Source organism: Amycolatopsis sp. Hca4 (assembly GCF_013364075.1).
GTDB lineage: Bacteria > Actinomycetota > Actinomycetes > Mycobacteriales > Pseudonocardiaceae > Amycolatopsis.
The window spans coordinates 4,698,956-4,722,859 of sequence record NZ_CP054925.1; the positions used below are offsets into that span (position 1 = coordinate 4,698,956).

General features: G+C 72.6%; 22 protein-coding genes and 1 pseudogene. 7 read left to right on the plus strand and 16 right to left on the minus strand.

Annotated elements, in window-relative coordinates:
- Window positions 1-14 precede the first annotated feature (14 nt).
- The 9 genes from HUT10_RS20400 to HUT10_RS51870 all read right to left on the minus strand — a co-directional run bounded on the left by HUT10_RS20400 (window position 15) and on the right by HUT10_RS51870 (window position 9,079).
- On the minus strand, window positions 15-581 hold the full coding sequence (locus HUT10_RS20400; RefSeq protein ID WP_176172685.1) for a TetR/AcrR family transcriptional regulator: 567 nt from the start codon (window positions 579-581) through the stop codon (window positions 15-17).
- A gap of 59 nt (window positions 582-640) precedes the next feature.
- Window positions 641-1,954, minus strand: coding sequence for an ABC transporter substrate-binding protein (locus tag HUT10_RS20405; RefSeq protein WP_176172686.1), 1,314 nt, complete (start codon window positions 1,952-1,954; stop codon window positions 641-643).
- Window positions 1,941-3,011 (minus strand): branched-chain amino acid ABC transporter permease, encoded by a 1,071-nt coding sequence (locus HUT10_RS20410; RefSeq protein WP_176172687.1) that lies wholly within the window; start codon window positions 3,009-3,011, stop codon window positions 1,941-1,943. The genes HUT10_RS20405 and HUT10_RS20410 overlap by 14 nt, the downstream gene beginning before the upstream one ends.
- A complete protein-coding gene (locus HUT10_RS20415) occupies window positions 3,008-3,859 on the minus strand; it encodes a branched-chain amino acid ABC transporter permease (RefSeq protein WP_176172688.1) in 852 nt (283 codons plus the stop codon). The genes HUT10_RS20410 and HUT10_RS20415 overlap by 4 nt, the downstream gene beginning before the upstream one ends.
- Before the next feature lie 25 nt (window positions 3,860-3,884).
- Window positions 3,885-4,592 carry an ABC transporter ATP-binding protein gene (locus tag HUT10_RS20420; protein WP_176172689.1) on the minus strand — a complete coding sequence of 236 codons (708 nt, stop codon included), beginning with the start codon at window positions 4,590-4,592 and terminating at the stop codon, window positions 3,885-3,887.
- Complete coding sequence (locus tag HUT10_RS20425; protein ID WP_176172690.1) at window positions 4,585-5,391, minus strand: ABC transporter ATP-binding protein; 807 nt, start codon at window positions 5,389-5,391, stop codon at window positions 4,585-4,587. Before HUT10_RS20425 ends, HUT10_RS20420 begins: the two co-directional genes overlap by 8 nt.
- Window positions 5,392-5,584: 193 nt before the next feature.
- Entirely contained in the window at window positions 5,585-6,565 is a 981-nt protein-coding gene (locus HUT10_RS20430) for an ABC transporter substrate-binding protein (RefSeq protein WP_176172691.1), read from the minus strand.
- 449 nt (window positions 6,566-7,014) lie between these two features.
- Window positions 7,015-8,256, minus strand: coding sequence for an MFS transporter (locus HUT10_RS20435; protein ID WP_176172692.1), 1,242 nt, complete (start codon window positions 8,254-8,256; stop codon window positions 7,015-7,017).
- Between the two features lie 190 nt (window positions 8,257-8,446).
- Window positions 8,447-9,079 carry a thioesterase II family protein gene (locus HUT10_RS51870; protein WP_176172693.1) on the minus strand — a complete coding sequence of 211 codons (633 nt, stop codon included), beginning with the start codon at window positions 9,077-9,079 and terminating at the stop codon, window positions 8,447-8,449.
- A gap of 85 nt (window positions 9,080-9,164) precedes the next feature.
- Here HUT10_RS51870 and HUT10_RS20445 point away from each other — a divergent pair, with 85 nt between their 5' ends.
- Both HUT10_RS20445 and HUT10_RS20450 read left to right on the plus strand, forming a co-directional pair.
- Entirely contained in the window at window positions 9,165-12,236 is a 3,072-nt protein-coding gene (locus HUT10_RS20445; RefSeq protein ID WP_176172694.1) for a BTAD domain-containing putative transcriptional regulator, read from the plus strand.
- 583 nt (window positions 12,237-12,819) lie between these two features.
- Window positions 12,820-13,590: a GntR family transcriptional regulator gene (locus tag HUT10_RS20450; protein ID WP_176172695.1), complete on the plus strand. Its 771-nt coding sequence runs from the start codon at window positions 12,820-12,822 to the stop codon at window positions 13,588-13,590.
- Between the two features lie 6 nt (window positions 13,591-13,596).
- On the opposite strand, the gene HUT10_RS20455 is transcribed toward HUT10_RS20450, so the two are convergent.
- The 4 genes from HUT10_RS20455 to HUT10_RS20470 are packed head-to-tail and all read right to left on the minus strand — an operon-like array spanning window position 13,597 to window position 17,408.
- On the minus strand, window positions 13,597-14,907 hold the full coding sequence (locus HUT10_RS20455; RefSeq protein WP_176172696.1) for a hypothetical protein: 1,311 nt from the start codon (window positions 14,905-14,907) through the stop codon (window positions 13,597-13,599).
- Window positions 14,904-15,293 carry a PTS sugar transporter subunit IIA gene (locus HUT10_RS20460; protein WP_176172697.1) on the minus strand — a complete coding sequence of 130 codons (390 nt, stop codon included), beginning with the start codon at window positions 15,291-15,293 and terminating at the stop codon, window positions 14,904-14,906. The genes HUT10_RS20455 and HUT10_RS20460 overlap by 4 nt, the downstream gene beginning before the upstream one ends.
- An 11-nt stretch (window positions 15,294-15,304) precedes the next feature.
- Entirely contained in the window at window positions 15,305-16,924 is a 1,620-nt protein-coding gene (locus HUT10_RS20465) for a PTS system mannose/fructose/sorbose family transporter subunit IID (RefSeq protein WP_176172698.1), read from the minus strand.
- A gap of 7 nt (window positions 16,925-16,931) precedes the next feature.
- Window positions 16,932-17,408 carry a PTS sugar transporter subunit IIB gene (locus HUT10_RS20470; RefSeq protein WP_176172699.1) on the minus strand — a complete coding sequence of 159 codons (477 nt, stop codon included), beginning with the start codon at window positions 17,406-17,408 and terminating at the stop codon, window positions 16,932-16,934.
- 338 nt (window positions 17,409-17,746) lie between these two features.
- Between HUT10_RS20470 and HUT10_RS20475 the strand changes: the two genes are divergently transcribed.
- On the plus strand, window positions 17,747-18,691 hold the full coding sequence (locus HUT10_RS20475) for an MBL fold metallo-hydrolase (protein WP_176172700.1): 945 nt from the start codon (window positions 17,747-17,749) through the stop codon (window positions 18,689-18,691).
- Here the strand turns inward: HUT10_RS20475 and HUT10_RS20480 are convergent.
- Window positions 18,688-19,185: a MarR family winged helix-turn-helix transcriptional regulator gene (locus HUT10_RS20480; protein ID WP_176172701.1), complete on the minus strand. Its 498-nt coding sequence runs from the start codon at window positions 19,183-19,185 to the stop codon at window positions 18,688-18,690. The genes HUT10_RS20475 and HUT10_RS20480 overlap by 4 nt on opposite strands.
- 76 nt (window positions 19,186-19,261) lie before the next feature.
- On the opposite strand from HUT10_RS20480, the gene HUT10_RS20485 reads away from it, so the two are divergent.
- Together HUT10_RS20485 and HUT10_RS20490 are read left to right on the plus strand one after the other, a co-directional pair.
- Window positions 19,262-20,176, plus strand: coding sequence for an EamA family transporter (locus HUT10_RS20485; protein ID WP_176172702.1), 915 nt, complete (start codon window positions 19,262-19,264; stop codon window positions 20,174-20,176).
- Between the two features lie 94 nt (window positions 20,177-20,270).
- Window positions 20,271-21,397: pseudogene (locus HUT10_RS20490) on the plus strand (glycoside hydrolase family 64 protein).
- On the opposite strand, the gene HUT10_RS20495 reads toward HUT10_RS20490, so the two are convergent.
- Window positions 21,394-21,585: a hypothetical protein gene (locus HUT10_RS20495; protein WP_254896957.1), complete on the minus strand. Its 192-nt coding sequence runs from the start codon at window positions 21,583-21,585 to the stop codon at window positions 21,394-21,396. The pseudogene HUT10_RS20490 and the gene HUT10_RS20495 sit on opposite strands and share 4 nt — an antisense overlap.
- A gap of 163 nt (window positions 21,586-21,748) precedes the next feature.
- Here HUT10_RS20495 and HUT10_RS20500 point away from each other — a divergent pair, with 163 nt between their 5' ends.
- Both HUT10_RS20500 and HUT10_RS20505 read left to right on the plus strand, forming a co-directional pair.
- Window positions 21,749-22,309 (plus strand): RNA polymerase sigma factor, encoded by a 561-nt coding sequence (locus HUT10_RS20500; RefSeq protein WP_176172704.1) that lies wholly within the window; start codon window positions 21,749-21,751, stop codon window positions 22,307-22,309.
- Entirely contained in the window at window positions 22,306-22,752 is a 447-nt protein-coding gene (locus HUT10_RS20505) for a hypothetical protein (RefSeq protein ID WP_176172705.1), read from the plus strand. Before HUT10_RS20500 ends, HUT10_RS20505 begins: the two co-directional genes overlap by 4 nt.
- Before the next feature lies 1 nt (window position 22,753).
- On the opposite strand, the gene HUT10_RS20510 is transcribed toward HUT10_RS20505, so the two are convergent.
- Window positions 22,754-23,650, minus strand: a complete 897-nt coding sequence (locus tag HUT10_RS20510; protein WP_254896958.1) for a S8/S53 family peptidase — start codon at window positions 23,648-23,650, stop codon at window positions 22,754-22,756.
- Window positions 23,651-23,904: the final 254 nt, after the last annotated feature.

Consider the following 23,904-nt stretch of genomic DNA (forward strand, 5'->3'; position numbering starts at 1 on the left):
CCGCGTCAAACGGGTCAGGGTCGCAAGCTCCGCAGCATCAGGTCCGCGAAGTGCTTCCCCACCTGCTCCCCCGACAGCTCACCGTCGGCGTGGTACCACATCCCCAGCCGGTGGATCGCGCCGAAGTGGTAGTTGATCACCAGGTCGGCGGGGACGTCGGCGCGGAAGATCCCGGAACGCTGTCCCTCGGCGACCAGGTCGCGGACCCGCTCGTGGTAGGTCCGCCGCTCCGCGCGGACCTGGACCTGCTTGGACTTCTCCAGCAGCGGGAACGACTGGAAGAACACCGTCGCCGCGTCGAGGTCGGCGATGCTGGTGACCACGACGTCGGCGATGATCGCGTGCAGCCGCTCGGCCAGCGGGAGGTCCGACTCGGCGATCGTCACCATCCGCCGCGTCTGCATCCGCAGCATCGCCGCGTAGATCTCGAAGAGCAGGTCGTCCTTGGACTCGAAGTAGTGGTACAGCCCGCCCTTGGTGACGCCGGCCTCCTCGACGATCTCCCGGACCGTCGTCGCCTCGAAGCCCTTCTCGGCGAACAGCCGCACCGCCGCCCGCACGACGTTGTCCCTGACACTCATGCCGCCACCCTATGTGAGCGGACGGGCCGGCCCGCGGCGCCCACGAGCCGGCCCGGTCGTCACTTGCTCACCAGGTTCACCTGCTCCGGAGTGGCGCGCTCACCGGAGTACGGCGTGATCGCGCCGGTGCCACGGTCGGTGACCGCCGGTGGCTGGATCACCGTCGTCGTGGTGTCCGGGTTGATCTTGAACACGTACGCGCCCGTGTAGCCGGCGTGCGAGTCCTTCGAGAACCCGAACGGCGTCAGCCCCGGCCCCTTGAGCGCGCCGGAGCTCATCGCGTCGACGACCTTCTGCCGCGTCGGTTCCGGGCCGGCCGCCTTGAGCGCCTGGCCGAACGTGTACGCCTGCACCATGCCGAACAGCACGGTGTTGGTGAACGGCTCCTTCGCGATGTACTTGTCGTGGATGCCCTTGAAGTAGGCGACCCACGGGTCGGCGATCTGGGCGACGTCCGGCAGGTAGCCGGTGCCGATCAGGCCGGCCAGCAGCTGCCCGCTCGAGACGCTGGCGCCGCCGCGCTTGGCGAAGTCCTGCAGCAGCCCGGACAGCGTCGCCGGGTCGGCGCCGATGCTGCTGACCACGAACTGCGGTTTGTACCCGATCTTCGCCGCGGCCAGGATGGACAGTGCGGTGAACGCCGGGATGCACGCGCAGACGACGACTTCGGCGCCGGCCGCCTTGAGCGCGGACAGCTGCGGCGTCACGTCGGTGTTGGCGCTGTCGTAACCCTGCCGGACGACGACCTGGTCCTTGACGAACCGGTCGAGCCCGGCCTGGGTGTCACGGCCGACGTCGTCGTTCTGCGTGAAGTAGCCGATCTTCTTGCCCGCGAAGGTGTCCTTGACGTACTGGCCCTGGATCTTGCCCTCGCGCGTGTAGTCCACCTGGTACCCGAAGGTCATCGGGTCCTTCTGCGGGTTGTCCCAGGCGAGCGCGCCCGAGGACACCAGCAGGTCCGGCACGCCTTCGGAGTTGAGGTAGTCGACCACCTTCGAGTGCGTCGGCGTCCCGAGCCCGCCGACGATCGCGAACACCTTGTCCTGCAGCACCAGTTTCTTCACGACTTCGACGGTCTTCGTCGGGTTGTAGCCGTCGTCCTCGACCTTGTACTCGATCTTCCGGCCGTTGATCCCGCCGCCGTCGTTGATCGCCTGGTACACCGCGCGGGCGCCGACGGAGATCTTGCTGTACCCGGGCGCGGCCGGGCCGGTGAGCGGCTGGTGGGTGCCGATGACGACGGTGTCCTTGGTGACGCCGACCGCCGAATCGGCGGCCTGCTGCCCGCCCCCGTCGCTCTCCCCCGCGCCGCCGCACGCGGTCAATGCCAGGGCGAGGGCGAGGAACCCCGCGCCGTACCTAGTGGTTCTCATGGTTCTCCTTTTTCTCGGCGGGCTTGCGGAGAAGAGCGCGGAGCCGGTGGAAACCGCCCTGGATGCCGCGCGGGAAGGCGAGCACGACGACGATGAGGATCACGCCGTACACCGCGAGCGGGAGGTTGTTGGCCACGTCGGTGTTCAGGTGCAGGACGTCGGCGAGGTCCTCGGACCAGGCCTGGAAGTACACGAGCGCGACCGCGCCCCACAGCGCGCCCCACAGGGACCCGAGCCCGCCCAGCACCACCGCGGCCAGCAGGCTCAGCGACAGCGCGGGGGTGAACGAGCCGGGTGCGGCGGTGCCGAGCAGGAACGCCTGCAGGCCACCGGCGAGCCCGCCGCACACCGCGCTGACCAGGAAGGCGAGGATCTTCGTCCGCCCGACGGCGATCCCGCTCAGCGCGGCGGCGACCTCGTCGTCGCGGACCGCGCGGAAGTCCCGCCCGAGCCGGCCGCGGACGATGTTCGCCACCAGCACCAGCGCGACGAGCACGCTGAGCCAGACGATCCAGGTCTGCCAGCGCAGTTCCGGGACGCCGATCCCGGCCGGTCTGCTGTGGACGGTGAAGCTCAACCCGTTGCTGCCGCCCAGGAAGTCGGGGAACTTCCGGGTCAGCGCGGGCAGGCCGACGGCCAAGGCGAGGGTCGCCCCGGCGAGGTACGGGCCGCGCAGCCGGGCCGCCGCCGCGCCGGCCAGCAGCCCGGCGAGCCCGCCGGCGGCCGAGGCCAGCAGCAGGTCGGCCCACAGCGGGAACGACGGCACCCGCCGCACCAGCAGCGCCACCGTGTAGGCGCCGATGAACATGAACGCGCCGTGCCCGAGGGAAACCTGGCCGGTGAGCCCGGTCAGCAGGGTCAGCCCGGCCACCGCGATCAGGTAGTAGCCGATGGTCGCGAGGCGGAGGTTGGTGAACTCGTCGGTGACCAGGGTCAGCAGCACGACCACCGCGAACGCGCCCAGCGCGGCCAGCGCGTGGACGAGCAGCGGCGGCAGCGAGCGGCGCTGCTTCACCGGCGTGGCCGTGGCTTCCGCCGGTTTCGTGCGCACGGTCATACCCGCCTCACCTTGGCCCGGCCGAACAGCCCGCTGGGCCGCAGGGTCAGCACGACCACCAGGATGGCCAGCGCGGCGATCGTCACCATCTCCGGTCCGAAGTATCCGGACACATAGGACAGTCCGACGCCGAGGACGAACCCGCCGGCGATGGTGCCCAACGGGTTGTCGAGGCCGCCGAGTACCGCCGCGGTGAGCGCGTAGACGAAGACGCCGTCCAGCACGTTCGGGAAGAGGAACGGCGGGGTGGCCAGCAACCCGGCGAGCGAGCCGACGGCCGCGGCCAGTCCCCAGCCGGCGGTGAGCATCAGCCCGACCCGCACCCCGAGCGTCCGCGCCACTTCCGGCGCGAACGCGGCCGCGCGCATCCGCAGGCCCAGCGGCGTGTACTTGAACACCACCAGCACCAGCGCGGCGATGGCGAGCACCACCAGGACCACGAACAGGTCGTTGGCGGAGAACCGGCCGCGGAAGTCGAAGGCGTAGGGGAACGCCAGCGGCTCGTTGGACCAGATCATGCCCGCGACCGCCTGCAGCACGAGCAGAAGTCCGAGCGTGACGATGATCGAGCTCAGCTCGGAGCGGTGCCGCAGCGGCCGGATGAGCAGCCTTTCGGTGGCGACGCCCAGCACGGTCCCGGCGACGATGGCGACGGCGAACCCGAGCCAGTAGCTGCCGGTCGCCTTCGTCACCGAGTACGCGAGGTAGGTGGAGATGAGGGCGAGGGCGGGTTGCGCGAAGTTCACCACCCGGGTGGCCCGGTAGATGATGACCAGGGCGAGCCCGAGCGCCGCGTACACCGCGCCGGCCGAGATCCCGCCGAGGGTCAGGTCGAAGAAGTCCTGCATGCCGGACCGTTCACCTCCGTGTCGTTCAGAAACCCAGGTAGGCGTGGCGAAGGCCGTCGTCGGCCAGCAGCTCCGCGGCGGTGTCGACGGCCACGACCCGGCCGAGCGCGAGGACGTACCCGCGGTCGGCGATGGACAGCGCGGAGTGCGCGTTCTGCTCGACGAGCACGACGGTGAGGCCGGTGGCGGCCCGCAGGTCACGCAGGATGCCCATGATCCGCGCGGTGATCAGCGGCGCGAGCCCGAGCGACGGTTCGTCGAGCAGCAGCAGCGACGGACGGCTCATCAGCGCGCGGCCGATGGCCAGCATCTGCCGTTCGCCGCCGGAGAGCGTCGACGCGGGTTTCGCCGCACGTTCCTCCAGGGCCGGGAACAGCTCGTACATTTCCGCGCGCGCGGCGGCCCGGTCGGCCCGGTCACGCCGCCACAGCGCGCCCAGCCGGAGGTTTTCGTCGACGGTCAGTTCGGTGATGACGCCGCCGCCTTCGGGCACGTGCGCGACGCCGCCGCGCGCGATCCGGTCGGGCGCCAGCCCGGTGAGTTCCCGGCCGTCCCAGGCGATCCGGCCGCCGCGGGCGGGGTGCAGGCCGCTGATGGTGCGCAGCAGGGTGGTCTTCCCGGCGCCGTTCGCCCCGAGCACGGCGGTGATCCCGCCGCGTTCGACGGTGATGCCGACGCCGTCGAGCGCGCGGACGGCGCCGTAGGAGACGGAGAGCTCTTCGATCTCAAGCACCGGTCGCCTCCTCGGCGGGGTCGCCGAGGTAGGCCTCGGTCACGCGGGGGTCGGCCTGGATCTGCGCCGGCGGCCCGGCCGCGATCACCTCGCCGAAGTTGAGCACCACCACCCGGTCGCAGACCTGCATCACCAGGTCCATGTGGTGCTCCACCAGCACGACCGCCATGTGCCGGCGCAGCGAGAGGATCAGCGTCGACAGCTCCACCAGCTCGGCGGCCGACAGCCCGCTCGCCGGTTCGTCGAGCAGCAGCAGGTCCGGTTCGGCCACCAGGGCACGCGCGAGCGCCACGCGTTTGCGCACGCCGTACGGCAGCACGCCCGGCAACCGGCCGGCGAGGTCGGCGATGCCGAGCTCGCCGAGGGTTTCGCGGGCCCGCGCGGCCAGTCCGGCTTCGTCGCGCGCCGAACGGCCGGCGCCGGCGAGGGCCGGGAGCACGCCGGTCCGGGCGTGCCGGCCCGCGCCTGCCATGACGTTTTCGAGGACGGTCAGCCCCGGGAAGAGCCCGAGGCCCTGCAGCGTCCGGACGATCCCGAGCCGGGCGAGGTGCTCGGGGCGGTGCCTGCCGAGCGGCCGCCCGCGCCACCGCACCTGGCCCGACTGGGGCCGGACGAAGCCGCAGACGACGTTGAACAGCGTCGTCTTGCCCGCGCCGTTGGGCCCGATCACCCCGACGACGGTGCCGGCGGCGACGCCCAGGTGGACGTCGTGCAGGGCGGTGAGGCCGCCGAAGCGCACGGTGAGGCCGTCGACCACGAGCAGGTCTTCGCCGGGCAATGCCTCACCAAGAAGCGTCATCGATGACTCTCCGTCCCACCATGTGGACCTCGTCGTACCGCGCGGTCGGTATGAAGAGGGTGGGGTGCGGCGGCGGCGAAGTCAAGACCGGACCGAACGGGACTTTCTGCCCGACTCGCACGCAAAAGGGGACGCTTCTCGCCGCGAGGGCGAGGAGCGTCCCCTTCAGCTCACCTGGTGAGCGGCGCCGGGCTCAGCCGTTGCCGGTCTGGGGCGCGATCATCGAGGAGGCGTCGATCCGCGTCTGGACCACGCCCAGCTGCTGCAGCAGGTCCGGCACCCGCTGGATGCGGCGCGCGTCGAGGTTGGACCCGAAGGCGGGCATCACCATCAGGCTGGCGATGTCCTGGTCCACCTTGGCGTTGCGGACGACGAGCGGCTCGATCCGGGACCGGTCGACCGCGGCGCGGGTGGCGTTGAGCATGGCGCGCTGGAAGGCCCGCATCGTCTTCGGGTGGTCCTGGACCCACTTGGCGGTGGCGCCGTAGCCGGTGAGGGGGAAGCCCTGGGTGCTGCCGCTGGCGGCGTCGATGACCGGGTACGCGCCGACCATCCGGGCGGCCTGGGTCAGGAACGGTTCCGGCTGGTAGGCGGCGTCCACCCGGCCCTGCGCCAGCGCGGTGCCCATCTCCCCCAGCGACATCGGGACCCACTGCACCTTGCCGGGGTCGACGCCGTGGTCGCGCATCACCGACCGGGTCAGCACGTCCGACGCGGCGTTCTTCGAGCTGATGGCGATCCGCTTGCCCTGCAGGTCGTTGACCGTCTTGACCGGCGAGTTCGGCACGGTGACGACCTCGTTGCTCTGCGGGCTGGCCGACGTCCCGTCGGTGACCAGCTTGATGTCCGCGGCGCCGCTGCTCTTGGCCAGGAAGAACAGGGTGTAGGTGGACAGCGCGATGTCGTCCTGGCCGCCGGTCATCCGGCTCAGCGTCTCCTGGCCGCTGGTGCCGACGTCGGTCTGCACCTCGAGGCCTTCGGCCTTGAAGTACCCGCCTTCCTGGGCCAGCCACAGCGGCGCGAGGTCGACGGTGGTCAGGATCGCGACCCGGATCGACGGCTTTTCGACGGCACCGGCATCGGAGGGGCTCTTGAGCTGGCTGCACCCGGTCAGCAGGACGGTGAAGACCAGGGCGAGCACGGCGAGCCGGCGGGTCGAGGCGCGATGAAGCATGCCACTCCTCGGAGAAGATTACGGAGATCACGGAATACGGCTCGTTCGGCCGTGATCAGCCGGACTGTAGATGACGATTTCCCGGGCCGCAAACACGTTGCCGAGAAATACATCCCGTCAGGTTCACGCGAAAGAGTGACAACGGGGCGGACAGGTAAGCCACTGACAGGATGCCGGGTCACGCGGGAAAGAAACCGACGCCGGTCGTGCAGGTTTCGTGATCTTGCCACCGCTGGTAGAAGCCTCGGATTGCGCTGATCGTCGTAACGCCGGACGGTGGCGATGCGACTGCTCGGCGTAACCGCCGGTGCTGGACGGCTGAACCCCGCCGACGACGCGAGAAAGCGTTCGAAAAAAGGGGGATAATCCGGCACGCGCCCAAGGTGAGAAATTGATTCAGGTGGGGAATTCGTGGACACCGGAACTGTTTTTCGCGGATCGGCCGGTGCTCATCGGCTGTCCGCAGCGGGAGTGGCAAAGCGGCGCAGGCCGGGCGTGGCCGCACCGACAATCGCCACCGCCAGCACGCACAGCACGCCGCCGCTGAGCAACGCGAACGTCCCGGACGTCGCGCCCGCGACGAGCCCGCCGCGCAGGTTGCCGAGGTCCGGGCCCGCCTGGCCGACGATCTGCTCGGCGGCGGAAACCCGGCCGAGCAGGGCGTCCGGGGTGGCCAGCTGGACGAGCGCGCCCCGCGAGACGACCGAGACCGTGTCGGCCGCGCCCGCCAGGACCAGGCAGGCCAGCCCGAGCCACGGGTCCGGGGCCAGCCCGAACCCGGTCAGCGCCAGTCCCCACCCGGCGGAGCCCGCGAGCATCACCCGCCCCGGCCGCGGCAGCCGCGTGAAGGTCCCGGAGAAGACGGACGCGACGACCCCGCCGACCGCGACGGCCGAGAGGAACAGGCCCAGGGTGCGCGGATCGCCGTCGAAGCGTTCGGCGTTGACGAGCGGGAACAGGCTGACCGGCATGGAGAGCACGGTGGCGGCGAGATCGGTGAGCAGCGCCCCGCGCACGACGGGCGTCCGGACGAGGAAGGCGAGCCCGTCGAGCACCCCGCGCACCCCGGGCCGCGACGGCTCACCGCCGGGCCGCATCGGCGGGAGGCCGAAGAGGCCGTGGAAGGCGAGGCAGAAGGTGAGCGCGTCGACGAGGTAGCAGCCGCCGACGCCGGCCCAGCCGAGGACGAGCCCGCCGAGCGCGGGGCCGAGCAACATCGCGCCCTGGAAGGCGATCCGCCCCAGAGCGAGCCCGGCGGGCAGCTGGCCGGGCGGCAGCAGCCGCGGAACGAAGGTCCGCGCGGCGGGCCCACCACAAGCGACGAAGCACGATTGGACGGCAACGAGCCCGAGCACCGCGACGACCGGCACGTCACCGAGAAACCCCTGCACGGCGAGGAGGACCGAGCAGACGGCCTGCCCGGTGGCGGCGACGATGGCGACTTTCCGCCGATCGACCCGGTCCACGACGGAGCCGGCGAACAACCCGAGAAGGACGAGGGGAAGCGCTTGAGCCAGCCCGACGGCCCCGGTCCAGGTGGTGCTCCGGGTCTGTTCCCAGACCTGGAACATCACGGCGACGAGGGTCATCTGGCTGCCGAAGCCGGAGAAGACCCGGCCCAGCCAGAGCCGGCGGAAGGCGGGTGAGGTGCGGAGCGGGGTGAGGTCGACGAGCGCGCGGGTCAGGGGCATGGCCGGATCACGGGCGAATTGTAACAGCGCTTATGCAATTGGGGAGAGCTTACCGCTCGCCGCCGCGAAGGCACCGCGGCCGCCGGCCGGGCGGTCACAGCCTCACCAGCGCCGCAGCCCAGTCCCCATCCTGAGATTCACTGATCCCGCCCGACCGGCAGTCACCCGTGCCGGTCGAGGCCCTCGGGCGCTACGCCCCGGTCAGCTTCGGCGCCGTCGCCCGCCCCGCCGTCCCCTGGCCCGCCATCGCCGAAATCAGGTGCGCCGACCTCAGCACCGCATCCCGCAGCAGGGCCGCGCTGTCCTGGGCCCGCGCCGGCGTCAACACGAACCCCGCGCTGGTGTGCTCGCCCCAGCCCGTCATCACGTGCGGCTCACCGAACCCCCGCACCGGGCACGGCAGCGGCGGCGCCACCGGCAGGTGCGCGTCGCTCGCCAGGAGGCTCACGTCGGCGCGGCCCGCCTGCTCCGGCACCCGCGCGGCGCGGGACGGTGGCGCCTGGTGCGCCACGACGAGTGCCCGCGGGACCCCCAGTCCCGCGGCCACCCGGCGCTGGGCCAGCCGGTAGGCGACCAGGGCACCGAGCCCCGCGCCGAACAGCACGTGCGGGCTCTCGAGCGGCCCCGCCAGTTCCCCGGCCAGGGCCTCGACCAGCAGCCACATGTCCCGGTAGGGATGCTCGTCCCGGCGTTCGCCCCGCCCGGGCAGCTCCACGACCTGCACCGCGATCCGCGGATCGCGCCAGGCGCGGTAGCGGCCGGCGGCTTCCCCGGCGTCCGGGAAGCAGACGAACAACAGACGCTGGACGTCGTCACGGTCCACCCGTGGCCTCCCTTCCGACCTGCCCGGAGATAGGGTCGGCCACGGCACTTCCGTTTCGCTTCGGTCCGTCTTCCGGGGGTATCTCGTGCGCTACCGCCTGCTGGGACCGGTCACGATCCACGGCGACACGGGACCGATCCGCCCCGGCGGCCAGAAGCAGACCTCCGTGCTGGCCGCGCTGCTGCTGAACGCGAACCGCGTCGTCACCGAGGACAGGCTCATCGACCTGACCTGGGGCGAGAACGCGCCGCCGAGCGTGCGCGGGCGGCTGCAGGTGCACATCTCCGAACTGCGGAAGCTGCTCGGGCGGGACGTCATCGTGCGGCGGGCGCCCGGCTACCTCATCGAGGTCGCGCCCGGCGACCGCGACCTCGACGTCTTCGACGAGGAGGTCGCCAAGGCCAGGGCCACCTCCGGGGCGGCGGCCGCCGCGCACCTGCGGGCCGCGCTGGCGCTGTGGGAAGGCACCCCGCTCGGCGGGGTGAGCGAATCGCTGGCCGAGTACGAGGGCCCGGCGCTGGCCGAACGCCGGCTCGTCGCCCTGGAGGAGCTCTACGAGCAGGAACTCGTCGCGGGACGGCACGGCGAGGTCGTCGGCGAACTGCGGCGGCTCGTCGACGAACACCCGTTCCGGGAGCGGCTGCGGGCCGCGCTGATGCTCGCGCTGCACCGCTGCGGCCGCAGCCCGGAAGCCCTCGAGACCTACACGCGCGCGCACGAACTGCTCGTCGAGGAACTGGGCATCGAGCCCGGCCAGGCCCTGCAGGACCTGCGGATGCGGATCCTGCGCGGCGAGGGCGAGCCCGCCCCGCCCGCCGCCGCGCCGCGGCCCGCCGAGCTGCCACTGGACGTCCGCGGGTTCGCCGGCCGGGCGCCGGAGCTGGCCGCGCTCGACCAGCCCGGGGACGTCTGGGTGATCACCGGCACCGCCGGCGTCGGGAAGACCGCGCTGGCCGTGCACTGGGCCCACACCGCGCGGACGCGCTACCCCGACGGCCAGCTGTACGTGAACCTGCGCGGCTTCGACGCCGACGACGAGCCGCTCACCCCCGCCGCCGCGCTCGCGCAGCTGCTGCGGACCCTCGGCGTCGACCTGCGGGACGTGCCGTCCGGGGTCGACGACCAGAGCAAGCTCTACCGGTCGCTGCTGGCCGACCGGCAGGCGCTGGTGGTGCTGGACAACGCCCGGGACACCGCGCAGGTGCTGCCGCTGCTGCCGTCGTCGGGGCGGGTGCTGGTGACCAGCAGGCACCGGCTCGACGAGCTCGTCGCCCGCGTCGGCGCGCGGTCGCTGGGCCTGACGCAGCTGCGCGAGGCCGATTCTCGGGCGCTGCTGACCGCGCTGCTCGGGGACCGGACCGCCGCCGAGCCGGACGCGGCCGACGAGCTGGCCCGGCTCTGCGGCCACCACCCGCTGGCCCTGCGGATCGCCGCCGCGAACACGGGCGTGGCCAGCATCGGCGAGCTGGTCGACGAGCTGCGCGGTGACCCGCTGGCGCACCTGGGCTTCGACGGGGAAAGCGCCGTCGCCAACGCGTTTTCGGTGTCCTACCAGGCGCTGACGCCCGAGCTGCGTCAGGCGTTCCGGCTGCTCGCGCTGGTGCCGGGGCCTGACTTCACGGCGATCGCCGCGGCGGCCCTGCTGGAGGTGCCCGCCGAGGAGGCGACCCGGCGGCTGCGCGGGCTGATCGCCGCGAACCTCCTGGAGGCGCACGCGCCCCGGCGCTACCGCTTCCACGACCTGGCCCGCCGGTACGCCGAGCGGTGCGTCCGCGCGGAGGAGGACGAGCCCGCGCGTGAGGCGGCGTGGGAGCGGCTGTTCACCGGCTACTGCGCGGCCGCGGACGCGGCGGTCGCGCTGCTCGGCGCGCGGATCGTGGCGCTGCCCCGCGAGGACGCACCCTCGGCGCCGAGCCCGGTGGCCTTCGCGGACGCCGCCTCGGCGGTGGCCTGGCTCGACGTCGAGGTCCCGAACCTGTCGGCGGCCCTGCGGCAGGCGGCGGCGCGCGGGCCGTACCCGGGCGCCTGGTACCTCGCCGACGCGTTGCGCCGGTTCTTCCACGACCACGGGCGGCGCGCGGAGTGGCTCGAGCTGGCGCCGATCGTGCTGCGCGCGGCGCAGGACCACGGCGCCCGGCCCGCCGAAGCGCTGGTCCAGCTGTCCATCGGCGGGGCGTACTTCCGCGAGGGGCAGCACGAAGCGGGCATCCGCCACACGGAGAAGGCGGTGCTGGCCAGCCGGGCGTGCGGCTGGCGGCAGTGCGAGGCCACGGCGGTGGCGAACCTCGGCGCGATGCTGGAGTGGACCGGGCGGCTGTCGGAGGCCGTGGAGCACAGCCGGCGGGCGATCCAGCTGTTCCGCGAGCTGGGCAACCGGTCGGGCGAGGCGCTGGCGCTGAACTCGCTGAGCTGCCACTACCGGCAGCTGGGCCGGCTCGAGCAGGCGGAGGACTGCCTGGTCGAGGCGATCGCACTGGCCCGCAAGGAGGACCTGGCCTTCTGGGAGGCGGCCAACCTCGCCGACCTCGGCTGGGTCCTGCTGGCCACCGGACGGCTCGCGGAGTCCGGCGAGGTCCTGGACCAGGCACTGGGCGCGTTCCGCGACCTGAAGTCCAGCTTCGGCGAGGCAACGGCGTTGAACGTGGTGAGCGCACTGCAGATCGCCCGCGGCGACCACGCGGCGGCGGCAGTGACGGCGGAGGCGGCACTGGAGTGCGTCCGCCGCGACGGCGACCGCCAGGTGGAGGTGGCGGCGCTGATCGCACTGGGCCGAGCGGAGGAAAGCCGCGGCGACCTGCGCGCGGCGGAGAAGGTGCTGAGGGCGGCCCGGGCGCTGACGGAGGAGTCGGGCTTGCGAGGCCAGCAGGCCGAGGCGGCGGCCACGTTGGCCCGAGTCCTGGCGGCGGACGGCCGCCCGGACGAAGCGGGCGAACACGCCCGGACGGCGCTGGACGCGGCCCGGGCGGGCGGGTTCCGCCTGGTGGAGGCGCAGGCACTGCTGGGACTGGCGGCGGTCCAGGAGGCGGCGGGCCGGTCGATCCTGGCCGGCGGGACGGCCCGGGAGGCCCAGGCGCTGTACCGCGCGGTGGGGCACGCGACGGGGGAAGCCCTCGCGGGTGAGTTTTTGACCCGCCTCGGCGACCGGGCAAAGGGCTGAGCCGCCAAGCGCCTGCGCAAGCGGGCCGACGGGCGCCCGCGGCCCCCTGACCTGGGCGCGAACGGCCCCGCGAGCGGAATCGACCACCGGCCGAGCGGGCCCGGCGACCGTAATCGCCGCTGCCCACTCACACCTCCTCGGCACCCCGGCAGCGAAGCCACCTTTCCCCGCCCCCGCCACCGGGACCACCGGCCGAAGGCTGAACCGCCACCTGCCTCCGCAAGCGAGGCCGGCGGGTGCCCGCGGCCCCCTGACCTGGGCGCGAACGGCCCCGGGAGCGGAATCGGCCACCGGCCGAGCGGGCCTGGCGACCGGAATCGCCGCCGCCCACTCACACCTCCCCGGCGCGCCCGGCAGCGAAGCCACCCTTTCCCGCCCCCGCGCCCGGGACCACTGGCGGAGCAAGCTCACAGCGCGATCCCGAGCCACCCTCACCAAGCCACAACCCAGCGATCCACCCCCGCCGAACCCCCCTCAGCCCGCGGAAAAGCCGCCTTACCGACACTTTGCCCAGCCTCCCCCAGCCCTCAGGTGACCCGCTCCGGGTGTTACCCCGCCGGGCGGGGCGCGACATACTGAAGGCATGCCCCGTCCGAAACACGTCGCCGCGAGCGATCTGCGTCTGCCGGACGCGCTGCAGCCGGGGCGGCCGAAAGGCGATCAGCTCCGGGAAATCCTCGAAAGCGCCGCCGCGGAGGCCGGGCCCGGGCGGCTGATGCCGTCCGAACGGTTCCTCGCCGAGCACTTCCAGGTCGCCAGGGGCACCGTGCGGCAGGAGATCAACCGCCTGGTCGCCGACGGCGTCCTGTACCGCCAGCACGGCACCGCCACCTTCACCGCCGAACGGCAGGCCGCGCACATCGACATGCTGACCTCGTTCACCGAGGACATGCAGGCCCGCGGGGTCGTCCCGAAGACGAAGGTGCTGCACGCCGAGGTCGAGAGCGCCGGCCCCCGCATCGCCGGGCGGCTGAACGTGCCGCCCGGCGCGCGGGTGTTCCGGCTGGAACGCCTCCGCTACGTCGAAGACGAGCCGTTCGCCGTCGAGCGCACCAACCTCTCCGTCGACCGGTTCCCCGACATCGAGCTGTTCGACTGGGAGACCCAGTCCCTGCACCGCACGATCGAGGAGCGCTGGGGCGTGCGCCCCGAGTGGAACGACACGGCGATCTCCGCGGTCCTGCCCAACAGCCACGACGCCGCCCTGCTCGGCATCGAGGCCACCCAGCCGTGCCTGATCATCGAGGGCACGCTGCACGACCAGAGCGGCGGCGTGATCGAAGCGGGCCGCTCGCTCTACCGGGCGGACCGCTACACCGTCTTCACGCAGGCGCGCCGCAGCCCGGCCACCTGAACACCCCTAGCAGCGGCCGGCCTGGTGCGCCCGCAGCACCTTGAGGCAGTGCTCCACCAGCTCGTCCCCCGCCTCCGGCCGGAACAGCGTCACGTACGACTCGTAGATCCCCTCGCGGTGACCGTCCGCGTCCGGGAGGTAGCCGAGGTACCCGTCCGTGTAGCCGATCACCCGGGTGTGGCGGAACGGGCTGCCGCGCCGGATCCGCAGGCCGAGGGACGCGAACAGCTCGAACGGCGTGTGCAGCCAGGCGATCTCCCCCAGCGACACCACGCTCACCGGCACCTCCGCGCAGCCCGTCGGCCGCCCGCCCGCCGCCATCGTCGAGAGCATCGCGCAGCCCTCGTAGCGGGTCTGGGCGATGCGGACCGCCGGGTGGTCCTCGCCGTGGTGGGCCAGCTCGCGCTGCCACTCCGCCTCCGCCTCCTGCCGCAGCGCCAAGCTGTCCTCCAGCGACGGGATGTCGCGGTAGGGCAGGTGCAACGTCGAGCGGGTCAGCCGGATCGGGCCTGCCGTCGCGGGCGGGGCCGACACCGCCGCCAGCGCCTGGGCGATCGACGCCGCCAGGTGGCCGCCGAGCGTGCGGACCTCGGCGTGGTCGCGGCCGCGGCGGACGAACCGGGAGCTCGCGTCGCCCGCCGCGCCCTGCAGGAACGCCGCGACCGGCTGGCCGACCAGCGTGGCCAGCTCGCGGCGGGCCGCGCCCGGCCAGTCCGCCGACCAGGACAGGTTGTCCGGGCCGAGCACCGTGGGGTGGCTGGCGTAGTCGAACAGCAGCGCGGCCGGCGTGCCGTCGTCGCGACGCAGTTCGAGCACGCCGAAAGACGTGTCGTGCGGCCCGTCGGGCCGGTAGCGGTTGCCGCCGACGGCCTCGGTCGAGCCCGCGTGCCAGCGGGCCCGGACGCGGCCGCGGCAGGCCCGCAGCCGCAGCGCGGCCCCGGTGACCTTCTCCGCCATCCGGCCGACCAGCCCGGCGTCGCGCTGCCCCGGCAGCCCGGGGTGCAGCGGGCCGGTCCAGCCCTCGGGCCCGGAATGCGTGTGCGACGCGCAGACCAGCACCCGGTCCGGGTCGATGTCCACCGCCGCGGCGACCGCGTCGGTCAGGGTGCGGGTCAGGCCGGCGTCGACGGCGAGTGCGTCCAGCGCCACCCACACCACGCCGGGGTCGTCCTCGGTGGACAGCCAGATCAGCGACGCCTCGAGGTCGTCGTGCGTGCCGGTCGCGACACCGTGCCGGGCCAGGTAGCCGCCGAGCGGGTGCCCGGGCCCCGGCGTGATCCGGACGTCTTGCGCGGCGAGCAGGAGCGCGGCGGTCACCAGGTCGATTCCAGGACGTCGACGACGCCGTCGCGGCCGGCCGCGCGGGCCACCCCCGCGAGCTCGGTGACGTCGTCGGTCGTGTGCAGCAGGACCTCCAGCAGCATCGGCAGGTTCAGGCCCGAGACCAGCTGCAGGCGCGCGTGCCCGGCGGCGAGCGTGCGGACGGCGTTGAACGGCGAACCGCCGTGCAGGTCGGCCAGCACCAGCACGCCGGGGGCGTCGCCGGCCAGCGCGAGCACGCGGGCGCCGAACTCCTCCGGGCTGTCGCGCGGGCTCAGCTCGCAGACCTTCAGCCGCGACTGCGGGCCGAGGATCATTTCCGCGGCTTCCCCGACGCCGGAGGGCAGCCGGCCGTGGCCGGCGAGGATGATCGGAACGGACATGGCGGACTCCCCTAACTCTTCGCCGGGGCCGATGGCGCGAACCAGCCGAGCCACCCCAGGACGACCCCGGCCACGACGACGGTGCCGATGACCCAGACCGGCCGCAGCCGCGCCTTGACCGTCAGCAGGTACACCCCGGCGGTGACGAGCACCGGGAGCAGGGACGGGAGCAGCTCGTCGAGCCGGTCCTGGATCGCCACCGACTGCGTCACCGGCTGCCCCTGGACCGTGGTGGTCTGCCGGTAGGTCAGCGTGGTGACGACCTTGACGATCGACGGGATGAACCCGCCGAGGACGACGAACCCGAGCACGGTCGCCCCCTGGGCGACCCTGGCGAGCGCGCCGGCGGCGAGGTGCCCGGCCAGCCGCTTGCCCTCGCGGTAGGCGAACCCGAACTGCCAGCGCCGGATCAGCGCGTACGGCACGAGCACCATCACCGCGGCGAACGCGGGGCCGAGCCAGTTGCCCTGCAGCGCCCACGACGCACCCATGGTGAAGACGATGCTGTTGTACAGCGCGAAGACGACGGTGTCGCCGATGCCGGCCATCGGCCCCATCAGCGCGACCTTGGTGCTCGCCGCCGACTTCGGCGTGCCCGCCTCTTCGAGCGCGACGCTGGAGCCGAGGATCAGCGGGCCGCCGACGAGCACCGAGGTGTTGAAGAACTGCAGGTGCCGCTGGAGGCCGGCGACGTAGTCGGCCTTCTCCGGGTACAGCCGGCGCAGCACCGGCTCCATCGAGTACGCGAAGCCGAGCGCCTGCATCCGCTCGTAGTTCCAGGAGATCTGGCTCGACCAGAAGTACCGCCGGAACGCCCGCCGCAGGTCCTGCTTGGTCAGCCGCGGGTCCGGGGCGGGTTCGTCGGCGGCGGCTTCGGGGACGGCGAGCACCGGCTCGTCGCGCTTGAGCGTCACGAACAGCATCGCGACCGCCACGCCGATCAGCGCGATCCCGAGCACCGGCAGCTTCAGGTAGGCGAACCCGACGAACCCGATGAGCAGCAGGTACCAGTACCGCGACAGCTCCATCATCCCGAGCAGCAGCGCGAAGCCGACCGCCGGCAGCAGCGAGCCGGCCAGCGTCATGCCCTGGACGAACCCGGCCGGGATGCTCGCGGTGATGTCCTTGACCAGCCCGCCGGACGCGGCGAGCGCGGCGAGGAACGTCGGCACCGCGCGCACCGCCACCCACGGGACCAGGCTGACCCAGTGGATCATCGCCAGGCCGCGCGCGTTGCCGTCGGCGGCGTAGCCGTCGGCGCGGTGCACCAGCGCGGTGGTGACCATCTTGCCGACCGGGTCGAGCGCCGAGAGCAGGATGGCCGCGGGCAGCCCGACACCGATACCGATCGCGGCCTGCGCGGCCGGGGCACCGGCGGCGCCCGCGGCCAGCGCGGTGCCGACGATCGCGCCGGTCTGGTAATCCGGGATGGTCGCGCCGCCGTAGGTGTAGACGCCGAGGGCGGCGAGCTCCAGCGTGGCGCCGACCAGCAGGCCGAGCAGCGGGTGCCCGACGATCAGCCCGGCCACCGAGCCGGCGATCAGCGGGCGCTGGGCATAGATGAGGAACGGGCCGAGCCCGTCATAAGTGCAGTAGATCGCCCAGAGGGTCAGGGCCAACGCGACGAGCATGCGGGAGCTAGAGCCCTTTCCGGTCGAGCAGCGGGACGAATTCGGCGGGCTTGTCCTGAGGCAGCAGCTGGGTGACCAGCGGGACGCCCGCGGCGGCCAGCTTGCGGTAGGCGTCGGCTTCGTCCGCGGTGACCGCGACCGACCGGGTGACCATGGTGTAGGCGGGGCCCGGCCGGGGCGCGACGTTGCCGACGTTGACCACCTCGGGCCGCAGGCCGCCCTCGACCAGGCGGAAGGCGTCCGCCGGGTCCTTGACGACGATCATGACCTCCGCGCCGGCCTCGCCGGCCAGGGTGGCCTCGACCGTCAGCACGTCGGTGGGCAGTCCCCGCGCGGCCTGCGGGAGCAGCATCCGCTGGAGGTCGTCGGCGGCGACGTCGTCGTTGCAGACCACCAGCCGGCGCACGCCGAGGCGGCGGGTCCAGGCGACGGTGACCTGACCGTGGATGAGCCGGTTGTCGATCCGGACGTGTGCCCCCGCCATAGTTCTCCTCCCGGCCGGCAGGAGTCATACTGGTTCGTACCAGTATCTGTGTCAACACTGCCGGTGACCGGCCTTCGCGCGGCCGACGGAAGGACCCCTCAGACCTTCCGTCGGCCCACGAGCGCGAAGTCCCCCTGGATTTTTCTCCCGGACCCTCCCATAAAGGTATATACCAGTATGGACGGTCGTGATCGACTGTCAAGACCCTGCCCCGCGGAGAATCCGAAAAATTCTCGACCGGTCGGCCGACCGAAATTCGGGCGAACATTCCGGGAGAAACCGCGCAACCTCACCCGGTCACCGTCGTTAACCGCATCGTCCGTTCAGGGGAGGAAGCCATGCCGGCCGTCAGATCGAACATCGTCCCGCTCCGGCACGCACGGCCGGGCGTGGTGGCGTACGTGAAGAGTCCGGCCGAATGGTTCGTCGCGAACAGCGGCTGGATCCAAGGCACCGAAGGCGTCGTGCTGATCGACACCTGCGGCACCGAGCAGGCGACCCTGGAGCTGGTCCGCGACGTCCGCAAGTACGCGGGCGACCAGGAGCTCACGGTCGCCATCACGCACGCGCACGGCGAACACCACAACGGACTCGGCGTCGCCCTCCGCGACGGCGGCTCGGCACTGGCCGCGCCCGGCAGCCTCGACCTGGTCAAGGCCGGCCCGCAGACCTACGGCAACGTCTTCACGTACACGCGCTGGGGCGTGCTCGAGCCACCGTCGCCCGAGGCGGTCCACCCGGTGACCGGCTGGCACGAGCTGGACCTGGGCGACGCGAAGGTCGACGTCGTCGCGGTCCCCGGTGTCGCGCACACGGCGGGCGACCTGGTGGTGCACGAGCCGCGGTCGAGCACGCTGTTCACCGGCGACCTGGTGTACATCGGCGACACCCCGATGGCGGTGCACGGCTCGATCCCCGGCTGGCTCGACGCGCTCGACTGGCTCCAGGACACCTTCCGCCCGCGGACGCTGGTCCCCGGCCACGGCCCGGTGGCGACCCCGGCCCACACCGCGTTCCACGCGATGCGCGTCTACCTCGAGTGGCTGCTGGAGGCGACGGTCCGCCAGTCGAACTTCACGAAGCTGGCGAAGCAGGCGTCCCTGCGGTGGCCGTCGTGGCGCAACCCGGAGCGCCACATCGGGAACCTGATGCGCGCGTACGCCGACCAGCACGGCCGCAAGCTCGACGTCGACCTGGCGGTCGACGCGGTGCTGGCCGCGGCGGGAGGCCGGATCGACCTGGACTCGCTGCTGGACAGCGAGCCGGTGCGCCGGATCTCCTAGGAGACCGAACCGCCCAGGCTCTCCAGCAGCGTCCGCAACGTCGACGCCAGCTCCTCGCGCTCGCCGGTGCCCAAGGCGGCCAGGATGCGGTGTTCAGTCTCGACGTGCTCGGGCAGCGCGCGGTCGATCAGCTCCCCACCGGCCTCGGTCAGCTGCACCCGGACCCCCCGGCCGTCCGCCTCGTTCGGCGTGCGCTCGACCAGCCCCCGCGCCTCCATCTTGTCCAGCCGCTGGGTGATCGCCCCGGACGTCACCATCGCCGAGCGCATCAGCTCCGTCGGGGTCAGCCGGTACGGCGGCCCGCTGCGGCGCAGGGTCGCGAGGACGTCGAAGGTCGCGCGGTCCAGGCCATGGCGGGCGAACGTCCGGCGGAGCTCCGCGTCGACCAGCGCGCTCAGCCGGGACAGCCGGCCGATCACCGCCATCGGGGAGACGTCGAGGTCGGGGCGCTCGGCGTGCCACTGCGCCAGTACCCGGTCCACGTGATCGGCCATCGCCACAGCGTAACCGATGCCTTAGCGGTAAGCGAAAGGGTAGCCATCTACCTTAGCGCTGAGGTAATCTGCCTTAGTGCTAAACAAAAAGCTCCTCCTCACCGCCCTCGCCCCGGCGATCTGGGGCACCACCTACCTCGTCACCACCGAGTTCCTGCCGCCCGACCGCCCGCTGCTCGCCGCCGTCATCCGGGCGCTGCCCGCCGGCCTGCTGCTGGTCGCCCTCACCCGGCGGCTGCCGAAGGGCGACTGGTGGTGGCGCTCGCTGGTGCTCGGCACACTGAACATCGGCGCCTTCCTCGCCCTGCTGTTCGTCGCCGCCTACCGGCTGCCCGGCGGGGTCGCCGCCACCCTCGGCGCCCTGCAGCCACTGCTGGTCGCGGGCCTGTCCACCGGCCTGCTCGGCGAACGCCTGACCCGGCGGACGGTGCTCGCGGGCGTCGCCGGGGTGGCCGGCGTCAGCCTGCTGGTCCTGCAGTCGAGCGCGCGGCTCGACGCGATCGGCGTCGCCGCCGCGGCCGGCGGCGCGGTCGTGATGGCCACCGGTGTCGTGCTGAGCAAGCGCTGGACGTCCCCCGCGCCGCTGCTGGCGACGACGGGCTGGCAGCTCGTCGCGGGCGGTCTGGTGCTCGTGCCGGTCGCGCTGGCCGTCGAAGGCGCGCCGCCCGCGTCGCTGACCGGGGCGAACCTCGCCGGGTACGCCTACCTCGCACTGATCGGCGCCGCGTTCGCCTACGCACTGTGGTTCCGCGGGATCCGCGCGCTGCCGGCCACCCACGTGACGTTCCTCGGCCTGCTGAGCCCGGTCGTCGCCACCCTGCTCGGCTGGCTCGTCCTCGGCCAGCGGCTGACGCCGTGGCAGCTGCTGGGCGCGGTGATCGTGCTGGGCGCCGTCGTCGCCGCGCAGCGACGGCCGTTGGTCCGGACGGGGGCTGATAATTATCAGCCTTTGACAACCGCTCGCCGGGCCACCGACGCTGAAATGGTCTGAACAACTTGCGATCATCGGCCTCGACGAGGAGGCGCCCGTGCGCACGAAGACGTCCGTCCGGCAACGGCTTGCGGTGCTGGCCGCGGCACTCGCGGTGGCCGCCGCGACCGCCCCCGCCGCCGAAGCGGTCCCGGCCACGATCCCGCTGAAGATCACCAACAACTCCGGCCGCAGCGATCCGGTCTACCTCTACGACCTGGGCACCAACCTGGCGACCGGGCAGCAGGGCTGGGCCGACGCCAACGGCACGTTCCACGCCTGGCCCGGCGGCGCGGTACCGCCGATCCCGGCGCCCGACGCGTCGATCCCCGGCCCGGCCAACGGCCAGTCGATCACCATCCGGCTCCCCAAGTTCTCCGGCCGGATCTACTTCTCCTACGGGCAGAAGCTGGTCTTCAAGCTCGCCACCGGCGGCCTGGTCCAGCCGGCGGTCCAGAACCCGTCCGACCCGAACGCGAACATCCTCTTCAACTGGTCCGAGTACACGCTCAACGACGGCGGCCTGTGGCTCAACAGCACCCAGGTGGACATGTTCTCCGCGCCGTACGCGGTCGGCGTGCAGCCCGCCGGCGGCACGACGAGGAGCACCGGGCACCTGAAACCGGGTGGCTACAACGGTTTCTACTCGTCGCTGCGCAGTCAGCCGGGTGGCTGGGCCAACCTCATCCGCACCCGCTCCGACGGCACGGTCCTGCGTGCGCTGGCCCCTCCCACGGCATCGAGGCCGGCGCGCTGCCCGCGACCGTGCTGCAGGACTACATCAACCGCGTCTGGACGAAGTACAGCTCGTCGACGCTGACCGTGACGCCGGTGGCCGACCAGCCGAACGTGAAGTACTACGGCCGGGTTTCCGGTAGCACCATGAACTTCACGAACACCTCCGGCGGCTTCGTGACGGCGTTCCAGAAGCCGGACTCCGACAGCGTTTTCGGCTGCTACAAGAACCTCGACGCGCCGAACGACGTCCGCGGCCAGATCTCGCGCACGCTCTGCGCGGGCTTCAACCGCTCGACGCTGCTGACCAACGCGAACCAGCCGGACAGCAGCTCGGCGGGCTTCTACCAGGACGCCGTCACCAACCACTACGCGCGCTCGATCCACGCGCAGATGGCCGACGGCAAGGCCTACGCCTTCGCGTTCGACGACGTCGGCCACCACGAGTCCCTGGTCAACGACGGCAACCCGGCGACGGCCTACCTGACCCTCGACCCGTTCAACTAGAGCTTCACGACGACCGGTGCCACCGGGGTGTCCCCGAGCAGCTCGCCCGCGGACACGCCGGTGCGCACCGGCACCGGCACCGCCCGGCCCTCCACCTCCACGACCGGCCGTCCGCAGGCGACCAGTTCCACCACCAGCACGACGAGCACCACGATCCGCACGACCGGCTCACCCCGATCCGTCTCCACCACTCCCACCGGGCACACGGCGCTCGCCGCCCTGGTGGTTCAGGTATTTCCGGCGCTCTCACCGGATCGGCTGAGCGGGGGGAAGACGCGAAGGAGTCCCCCGATGGCGTACGGGTCCGAAGGGCTGCTGTTGGCTAGGCTGAGCGGGTCAAGGGGAGGTGAAGTGGACACCACGAGCCTGCTCGAGGCGGCCGCACGCGGCGACCAGGCGGCGTGGGACGCCCTCGTCGACCGGTACGCCAGCCTGCTCTGGTCGGTCGCCCGCGCCCACCGGCTGTCCGACGCCGACGCGGCCGACGTCGTCCAGACGACCTGGCTGAAGCTCGTCGAGAACCTCGGCCGCATCAAGGACCCGGAGCGGCTGCCCGGCTGGCTGGGCACCACCACCAGGCACGAGTGCCTGCGCCGGCTCCGCCACACCGACCGCGAGCGCCCGACCGACGACCAGGTCTGGCAGAACGAGCCCTCCTCCGGTGCGGGCGTCGACGCGGCCCTGCTGCTCAGCGAGCGGGACGCGGCCCTCTGGCGCGCGCTGGACAAGCTGTCGGACCAGTGCCGCCGGCTGCTGCGCGTGCTGATGGCGACGCCCCCGCCGTCGTACGCGGAGGTGGCGGAGGCCCTCGACATGCCGGTCGGCAGCATCGGCCCGACCCGCCAGCGCTGCCTCGGCCGGCTGCGCGAGCGGGCCGGCCAGGCCGGGCTCGGAACGGAGGACCGCACGTGACGACCGACGACGAGCTCATGGACGTCCTGCGCGCGGCCGCGGAGCAGGCGGACCCGGTACCGGACCTGGTGCTCCGCCAGGCCCGCGCGGCCCTGGGCACGCGCGACCTCGACGCGGAGCTGGCGGACCTGGCGTTCGACTCGGACCTGGCGGAAGCAGCCGCGGTCCGCGCGGACGGAGAAGACGTACGCCTGCTGTCGTTCGAGTCGGCGCGGGTGTCGGTGGAGCTGCAGGTGGAGTACGCGGGCGGCCGGGTGGCGCTGCGCGGGTTGATCACCGGCGCCACGGGCGAAGCGGTGATCGAGGTGGCGGGCGAGCGGCACATCCGCCCGATCGGCGACGAAGGCTGGTTCACGGCGGCGGGCCTGCCGAGAGGGGCAACCCGGGTGACGGTGACCGCCGCGGACGGCACGGCGGTCACCACCGGCTGGGCGAGCCTCTAGCTCACTCGCCCGGCTCGGGCACGCCCCGGACGAAGGGCCGCTCGAGCTTGCCGTTGACGTCCCAGACGCAGATCTTCTCGGCGTCGTTCAGCAAGGCGTCGGCCGCGGCGCGCGCCGAAACACGGGTCTCGTGCATCTTCGCCGCGATCTGCCCGGTCACGATGGCGGCCGAGAACGAGGTGCCGCTCCAGACCGCGTAGCCGTTGAAGTCCGGCTCGTCGGAGTGCCGCTGCGCCGGGCACCCCGGCCAGAAGTATGGCCCGGTCACATCGACACCGTTGGCGTAGGCGGAGATCCACGGCCCGAAGTTGCTGAAGTCCGCGACGGGCGGCTTGGCCGGGTCGTGCGACGTGTCGACGGAGCCGACCGCGACCACCTTGACGTGGTCCTCGTCGGGCCGGCCACCCACGGTGGCGGCCAGCTTGAAGCCCGCCGGGTAGACCCGCTGCCGGGTCCCGCGGTTCCCCGCCGAAGCCACCACAACTGCGTGCTGCGGTAACCGCCGCAAGGCGTCCTCGATCGCTTTCGGCGGCTTGTCTTCCCAGGTCGCGCCCGAGAAGGACAGATTGATCAAGGTGATGCCCTCGGCGTTCAGCGCGTCGATGGCGTTCGCGACCGCGAGGTCTTCGACGTCCCCGCTCTCCTCGTCGATCGCGCCCTTCATCCGGACGCCGACTTCGGGCGGCACCTGCTTCAGCACCACTCCGGCGACGAACGAGCCGTGGGCTGCCGAGCCGGCCGGATTGCCGTGCTCGTCGTACACCACGCGGGCGGTGTCCTCGGGTTCGAAGCACACGCGCTCCCGGAGGAACTCGTGCGGCACCTCGTCGCGCAGGACGATGCCCGTGTCGATCACGCCCACCCGCAGCGAGATGTCCCCCGCCGGAGTGAGGTCCAACGTGTCCCAGGTCGATTTCGGGCGCAGGTCGTTCCAGATGATGCGGTCGAGCCCGAACAGGTGGTTCGGGCTCGCGCCGCCGGGCCGAGGGCGGCGAGCACCTCGGGCACCGGACGGCTGCCGGTGAAGCGGCGCAGCGCGCCGGTCCCCCCGGCCGGGTGGTAGCCGAACTCTGCCAGTTCGGCGTGGATCGCGGCACAATCGTCGGCATGGACCAGCAGTTCGCCTGCTCGATGGCGGTATCGGGTCATGTG